This is a genomic window from Streptomyces sp. NH27 (genome assembly GCF_056859195.1).
This window is the reverse complement of sequence record NZ_JACEGK010000421.1, coordinates 1-7,087: the sequence shown is the minus strand read 5'-3', so window position 1 is coordinate 7,087 and position 7,087 is coordinate 1. Positions and strand designations below refer to the sequence as shown.

The following is a 7,087-nucleotide window of genomic DNA, read 5'->3' as shown; positions in this document are numbered from 1 at the left end:
CGGGCACCTCAACATCGCCGCCGCCCTCCGCGAGATGTCCTACGAGCCCTTCACCCGCCCCCTGAACCTGCTCGGAATCGCCTGACCAGCACGAACACAGGCTCACTCAGACTTTGAAACCGCCCTGTCCCGGGGCCCACCACCGACATCAACCGATCAAATCAGGACGAGCCGGGCAAACGCCGGGGCCCTGGGTTTCGGACCGCCGGATAGGGGTTGCCGATAGGGGTTGTCGACCGGAGGATTCCGCAGGTAGCTTCCTTTCTCGGTTCTTCGTCTAATTTCCGGCACTACAGCCACCGAGCCGCCGGCGGCCGCAGTATCCAGACTTATTGCGCTCTGAGTGACGTCTTCGAGCGCGATATAGGATCAAGGAGAAATCATGGCGAGCACGAAAACCTTCGCACTGAGCGCCGAAGAGCTGAAGAAGTTTGCCCGGGACGGCTATCTCGGCCCCTTCGACCTTTACACCGAAGAAGAGATGGAAGGAAATCTCAGGCAGATCAGGCCGAAGCTCCTCAAGACAAAGAACTCCATATATGCCGAGGGGCGGACGGAGTCCGGCAACACGAACCTGGCGGCCGGCTACGACCGGCACATCGACGTCGACTTCCTCGCCGAGCACGTGACCAGGCCGGAGATCGTGGACAGGGTGTCGAGCATCCTCGGTCCCGACACGCTGTGCTGGCGTACCGAACTCTTCCCGAAGTACCCGGGCGACGAGGGAACGGACTGGCACCAGGCGGACAACTTCTCCAGCGTCGACGGCTCGAAGCACCCGCACATCGTGTGGCCGGAGGACGCGGAGTTCGGAGGCACCGTCACCGCCTGGACCGCCTTCACGGACGCTTCGATCAAGAACGGCTGCCTCCAGTTCATCCCGGGCACGCACACGTCGATGAACTACGACGAGTCCAAGGTGATGGACTACAACCCGGACATCATCAACCAGCTGGACAAGGACGGCGTCAAGCGCGGCCTGTTCGGCTACGACTACCGGCAGCTCCAGAAGGACCCGGACTGGAGCCCCGACGAGTCCAAGGCCGTCTCCCAGGTCATGCGCCAGGGACAGTTCATTCTCTTCTGGTCGACGCTCATGCACGCGTCCCACCCGCACAGCGGCGAGACCGACCAGATGCGGCTCGGCTTCGCCTCGCGCTACCTGCCGACCCAGGTCCAGGTCTACCCGCACTCCGACGAGCTCCAGGAGTTCGGCGCGCGGGCGAGCCTGGAGAAGTACGGCTGCGTGCTGGTGTCCGGTGAGAACCGGTTCGGCCACAACCGCTTCATCGAGAGCACCGTCAACGGATTCCGATTCCCCAAGCACTAGTCCCGTGACCCTGTCGGCGTTATTTGATCTTATGTGTACCGTTCTACTGGCACGGAGCTCGCTGTGGAACAGGCCGCCGAGCTGCGGGAGTTGGCGAGCAGTCGGGACGTGCCTGCGGACACGGCCACACGGCGCCGGATCGTGCTCTGGTCCACCGAGGGGCATCGACGAGTGCACGCCGAACAGGAACGGCGCGACTTCCTCGCTTTCTTGAAGAAGGCGAAATCCCTGACGATGTCCAATTCAGCCGACAGTGAAGCGATCACGAGACACTAGGAGAAACAAAAACATGAGCGGGACGGACAACCGAATGGCATCGGAAACGCTGCTGGCCTGGGTCATCGACGAGTGCAAGCAGCTCGGCCTGCGGGTATCCGGCGGCGAGGACGACTTCTTCGAGGCCGGCGGCACCTCACTCACCGCGGTGAAACTGATCGAGCGGTCGGAGCGGAAGTTCGGCGACGACTCGCTTCCGCCGGACGAACTGTTCACCGAGAGCCGGATCACGGACATCGTGGCCAGCATCCAGCGGCACAGCAAGCACGCCGACCCGGTAGCGGACTAGCACGGTCACCGTGGTGGCGGCTACGAACGACAAGTGGGTGATGACCCTCAAGGCTGCGACGGCGGAGCCTGCCCGCACTCTGTTCTGTTTTCCGTACGCGGGCGGCAGCCCCGAGACTTACCGTGCCTGGTGCGGCGGGATCGCGCATGACATCGAGTTGCTGTGCGTGATACTGCCCGGCCGGGGGCACCGCCTCAAGGAAGCACGCTACGACCGGTGGCGGCCCCTGGTGGACGATGTCTTCGAGGCGCTGTCGCCGTATCTGAACCGCCGCCACGCCTTCTACGGCCACAGCTTCGGTGGCCGGCTCGCCTACGAACTGACTCACCTGGCTTCGGCCGGGTTCCCGGGACGGACGCGCCGGCTGTTCGTCTCCGGCTGCCGGAGCCCGGACTCGCCGCAACCGCGCCCGTACATGCACCAGATGGCGGAGAGCGACTTCCGCGACGCGGTGGCGAAGATGGGCGGCACCCCATCGGGGCTCTTCGAGGAGGAGCGGCTGATGCGCCTCCTCCTGCCGACGGTGCGCAGCGAGATCCAGCTCGCCGAGATATGGGACCACCGCCACGCGTCCGGCGTGGACGTTCCCATCACCGCCTTGTACAGCCCGGATGATCCGATTGACACCTGGCAGAGCATGCACGGCTGGAGCAGGTTCACCGAGCGGCACTGCGAGATAATCGAAGTTCCTGGGGGGCATTTCTTCGTGGACAGCCATCCGGAGTACGTGACAAGAATCGTCAACACACGTCTGGGGAATTGAATGGAGAACATCGCCTTTTCCGAAGAGGCTCTATCCATTCATCAGAAAATCAATACGACCGATGCCGTCTATCCGGCGGAGAGCTTGAAAGAACTCTTCGAGGGATCTGCCAGCCGTCGTCCGGAAGCCGTCGCGGTCGTCCATCAGGACCGGACGCTCACCTACCGCGAACTCAACGGCCTGGCAAACAGCCTGAGCGTGCGACTCCGCGCGGCCGGGGCGAAACCCGGCGACGTCGTGGGACTGTCCGTCAAGCGCTCGCCGGAAATGATCATCGCCATGCTGGCGATCATCAAGTGCGGTGCCACCTACCTCCCCTTCGACCGCACCTGGCCGGACGAACGGCTGGGCGGGATCTTCGACCAGGCAGGCTGCACGACGCTGCTGACCGACGCGGCCGACACCATGGCGACCCGCTTCGGGCACATGCGTGTGGTCCCCGTCGACCGGCCCGCGCTGGACGCGGACGAGAATAACCCCCCGCTGCGGGTCTCTCCGGACTCCATCGCCTACATCGTGTTCACGTCGGGATCGACGGGCTCTCCCAAGGGTGTGCCGATCCGGCACCAGGGCGTCGTCCGCCTGGTGTTCAGCTCCCGTTTCGTCACCCTCGATGAGAACTCCGTGATCCCGCAGCTGGCGTCGGTGCCGTTCGACGCCGCGGCCTTCGAGATCTGGGGAACGCTGCTGCACGGCGGGACATGCGTGCTCTATCCGTCGGATTTCGTCCGGCTCTCGGAGCTCAAGCGCGTCGTCCAGCAGAACGGCGTCACCGCGGTGTTCGTGACGACGGCACTCTTCAACGTGATAGTCGACGAGGCCCCCGGCATTCTCGACAGCGTCCAGACCATCCTCACCGGCGGTGAGGCGCACTCCCTGCGGCACATCGAAATGGCGCGGAACCACTACGGGAACGACAAGGTGGTCAGCGTCTACGGGCCGACCGAGTGCTCGGTCTTCGCCACCTACTATCCCGTCCGGGACTCCGTGCTGGGCGAGTCCGCGCTGCCGATCGGACTGCCCATCCAGAACACCTCCCTCTACGTCGTCCACGAAGGTGTGCTGTGCGCGCCCGGCGAGGTCGGCGAGGTGTGTCTGGCGGGGCCGGGGCTGTCGCCGGGCTATCTGGGGATGCAGGAGCTGACGGATAAGAAGTACGTCGAGTACGACATCAACGGAGAGACGGTACGGCTCTACCACACCGGGGATCGCGGGTTCTGCCGGGACGACGGCAACGTCGTCTTCCAGGGGCGGCTGGACGACCAGGTGAAGGTCAACGGCTTCCGGATCGAGCTCGGGGAAATCGCGCACTTCATGAACCAGGTGCCGCACGTCAAGCAGAGCTACGTCACCACCAGCGAGAAAGACTCCGGCGAGAAGGTCGTGGTGGCGTTCGTGGTGCCGGCCAACGATGCCTGCACGCCCCGGGCGTGCCACGACTACCTGGTCACGAAGATTCCCAGCTACATGCTGCCCGGGGAGATCCACGTCTGCGGCGGCCTGCCGCTGACGGGCTCGGGCAAGGTCGACCGGAGGGCACTCCTGTCCCAGCGGCAGTACCAGGAGATCCCGCTGCCGTAGCAACGTACACGGCATGCGGGCGCCGGGCGCGCATGCTCGGACTGCGGGAACACAGAACGAAGACGAGAGAAGAATGAGGTTCCAGTGACAACGATCAATCAATCGCCGACGGTCGACGCACGGCCCGCTGATGCGCAGTCCGGCAAGGGATCTGGGACCGGGCTGAGCATCAAGGCGGCCACCCTCTGGCTGCCGCCGAGCAAAAAGGGCCCCGCCGAGGGCGAGGTCACTCCGGCGGATATCGAACGCATCGGTGTCACGGAATTGCACGTGGCCCCGGACGACATCGCTCCGCCCGAGATGGCCATACTGGCCGCGGGGAGGGCCCTGGAGGGCAGCGGAGTCGAGTCGGCCGACATCGGCTGCCTGATCCACTCCCACAGCTACCACCAAGGCTTCGACATGTGGTCGCCGGCGCACTACGTCGCCCGCGGGACCGGCATCAACGACGCGCTGCCCATCAACGTCCAACAGCTCTGCAACGGTGGCGCCGTGGCGCTGCAGATCGCGGCCAAATGGCTGGTCGCCACGCCCGGCGCGGGCGCGGCCCTGGTCACCACCGCGGACCGGTTCTCCCCGCCCGGATTCAGCCGCTGGGCGAGTGACGACGACGCGGCCTACTCGGACTCGGCGACCGCAGTCCTGCTCGGCCGGTCCGGCGGGAGCGGCGACCTTCTCCACCTGCGCTCGCTGGAGATGATGACGGACTCCGAGTGGGAGTTCCAGATGCGCGGGGACGACCCGTTCACTTCCGTTCCGCTGGGGCACGGCACTCCGATCGACCTCCGGCGGGCCAACAAGGTGTTCAGGGAGTCCGGCGCGGCGGCGCGAATGGTCAAGCTCGCCGTCCCCAAACTGTACGAGCTCGTCATGCGGGCCCTGCGCAACGCCGACATCGAGCCCAAGGACGTCAGTTGCGTCGCCTTGCCGCGGCTGACCCGGACCATGCGCGAGGGCATGTTCAAACCCGCCATCAGCGAGTTCATCGGGGGGGACCCTCGCTACCTGGAGTGCACCACCGGCTGCCTCGGCGCCGGGGACTTCCCGGCGAACCTGGTGGACATCGAGGCCGGCCTCAACCCGGGCGAATTCGGAATGCTCATCCAGGGAACCGGCGGGTACACCTTCACATGTGCCGTAGTCCAGGCGCCCGAGAAGTAGTACGGAAGCCGGGGAGGACATGGCCGTGACGCCGAGCACATGGGACCGGGAGAACTATCCTCTCTGGCACGGGACCGTCCCCACGTCAGCGATCCTCGACCAGAGCGGGCCGGGTGACATCTGGGTCAGGGGGGAGGGGTCCTGGCTGGTCGACGCCTCGGGACATCGCGCCCTCGACGCCCGCGCCGGGGTGGGCAACATGATGCTCGGCTACGGCAGGACCGATGTCGTGGAGGCGATGTGCCGTCAGGCCCGCGACCTGCCCTACGTCTGCATGGTGCGGTGGGAGCTGCCGGCTCCCGTGGTTGTCGACCTGGCACGGGAGCTCACCGCGATCGCCCCCGCCGGCCTCGACCGGGTGCGGTTCTGCCACACGGGCGGCGCGGCGGTCGAAAGCGCGGTCCTGATGGCCCGCGCGTACCACCGGAACAGCGGCCGGCCGGACAAGCGCCTCGTCGTGGGTCTTCGCGACAGCTACCACGGCAGCCCCATGGCGGCCATGGCGGCGAGCGGGCAGCGCATCATGCACTGGCTGTTCGGTCCGATGCCGGACGGCTTCTGCCACATCCCGGAACCGGCTGACGACCCTGTCGCCGAGTTCGCCGCCCGCCTGGACGCGCTGGGGCCGGAGCGTATCGCGGCGTTCATCCTCGAGCCGGTGAAGGGGCGGAACGGACAGTCCCTGAGCAACCAGTACCTGCGCGCCGCACGTGAGTACTGCACGAAGAACGACATCCTGCTTATCTTCGATGAGGCGTTCACGGGTTTCGGTCGGATGGGTGAGATGTTCGCGGCGAACATCTCCGGGGTCTCGCCGGACATCATGTGCCTCGCGAAGGGCATCACCGCTGGCTACGCGGCGCTCGGTGCCGTCCTGGCCACCGAGCGGATCTACCAGGCGTTCGACACCAGCAGCACCGTGTTCGCCCACGCGTCGACCACGGACGGCCACCCTGTCTCCTGCGCCGCGGCGCTCGCGGCGATCCGCGCGTACACGTCCGAGGACCTCGTGGCCAACGGGCGGGCGCTCGGCCAGCTCCTGTGCGATCAGCTGGGCGGCCTGCTCGACAGGGCGCCCACCTTCAGGGGGGTCAGGGCCGTCGGTGCGTACGTGGCGATCGACCTGGTGGACCAGGACGGCAGCCCGCTCTCGATGCAGGACCGGCGGCACCTGGAGTCGGCATGTCGGCGGCAGGGCCTGCTGGTCCACTACACGCCCGATACCGTCGCGCTGATGCCGCCGCTGACGATGTCCACGGAGGAGGCGGAGTTCGCGGCGCAGCGGTTCGCGAGCGTGGTGTCCACTCTGCGGCCGGCGGTCGTCCAGCAGCTGTAGCTCCGGCGCTCCGGTCGTCGTGCGCGCAGGACGACCGGAGCCTGGGCGAGAACGCGAAAGTGCCTTCCGATCCGGGATGGCGGGGCCTGCCCAGGGCCCCCGCCCCGGTCGGGAGGCACTTTCCGCATGTCGGCCAAAGGCGTGGCGGTCGCGGGCGGTGGGCAAGCTCCGCGACGACCTCTCCTCGGGCCGATGGGCCGAGCGCAACCGCGAACTCGTCGCCCTCGACGCGGCGGAACTCGGTCTCCGGCTGCTCGTCGCCTGAAAGTCCGGTCCGGGAACGCCGCGCAGGAGTGTCGGGGCCGGATCCGACAGGCCGGCCGGGCAGGGGCCGGCCACACCGTTTCGGAT

General features: G+C 66.6%; 7 protein-coding genes and 1 pseudogene. All 8 read left to right on the top strand.

Features of this window, described 5'->3' with window-relative positions:
* Positions 1–382 precede the first annotated feature (382 nt).
* The gene (locus AC13HU_RS27895) at positions 383–1,330 is read left to right on the top strand and encodes a chlorinating enzyme (protein WP_483044720.1); all 948 of its coding nucleotides are present in this window, start codon (positions 383–385) and stop codon (positions 1,328–1,330) included.
* Positions 1,331–1,393: 63 nt separating this feature from the next.
* Positions 1,394–1,606 carry a hypothetical protein gene (locus AC13HU_RS27890; protein ID WP_483044719.1) on the top strand — a complete coding sequence of 71 codons (213 nt, stop codon included), beginning with the start codon at positions 1,394–1,396 and terminating at the stop codon, positions 1,604–1,606.
* A 34-nt stretch (positions 1,607–1,640) separates the two neighbouring features.
* Entirely contained in the window at positions 1,641–1,895 is a 255-nt protein-coding gene (locus AC13HU_RS27885; RefSeq protein WP_483044718.1) for a phosphopantetheine-binding protein, read from the top strand.
* Positions 1,896–1,935: 40 nt separating this feature from the next.
* On the top strand, positions 1,936–2,658 hold the full coding sequence (locus AC13HU_RS27880; protein ID WP_483044721.1) for a thioesterase II family protein: 723 nt from the start codon (positions 1,936–1,938) through the stop codon (positions 2,656–2,658).
* Positions 2,659–4,239 (top strand): amino acid adenylation domain-containing protein, encoded by a 1,581-nt coding sequence (locus AC13HU_RS27875; RefSeq protein ID WP_483044717.1) that lies wholly within the window; start codon positions 2,659–2,661, stop codon positions 4,237–4,239.
* A gap of 84 nt (positions 4,240–4,323) precedes the next feature.
* Entirely contained in the window at positions 4,324–5,400 is a 1,077-nt protein-coding gene (locus AC13HU_RS27870) for a ketoacyl-ACP synthase III family protein (RefSeq protein WP_483044716.1), read from the top strand.
* A 25-nt stretch (positions 5,401–5,425) separates the two neighbouring features.
* The gene (locus tag AC13HU_RS27865) at positions 5,426–6,736 is read left to right on the top strand and encodes an aminotransferase family protein (protein ID WP_483044715.1); all 1,311 of its coding nucleotides are present in this window, start codon (positions 5,426–5,428) and stop codon (positions 6,734–6,736) included.
* A gap of 133 nt (positions 6,737–6,869) precedes the next feature.
* Positions 6,870–7,001: pseudogene (locus AC13HU_RS27860) on the top strand (MerR family transcriptional regulator); the annotation flags it as partial.
* Positions 7,002–7,087 lie beyond the last annotated feature (86 nt).

Coding starts and splice junctions, on each gene's coding strand:
- AC13HU_RS27895 (WP_483044720.1), top strand. CDS start 383: ATGGCGAGCACGAAAACCTTCGCACTGAGCGCCGAAGAGCTGAAGAAG.
- AC13HU_RS27885 (WP_483044718.1), top strand. CDS start 1,641: ATGGCATCGGAAACGCTGCTGGCCTGGGTCATCGACGAGTGCAAGCAG.
- AC13HU_RS27880 (WP_483044721.1), top strand. CDS start 1,936: ATGACCCTCAAGGCTGCGACGGCGGAGCCTGCCCGCACTCTGTTCTGT.
- AC13HU_RS27875 (WP_483044717.1), top strand. CDS start 2,659: ATGGAGAACATCGCCTTTTCCGAAGAGGCTCTATCCATTCATCAGAAA.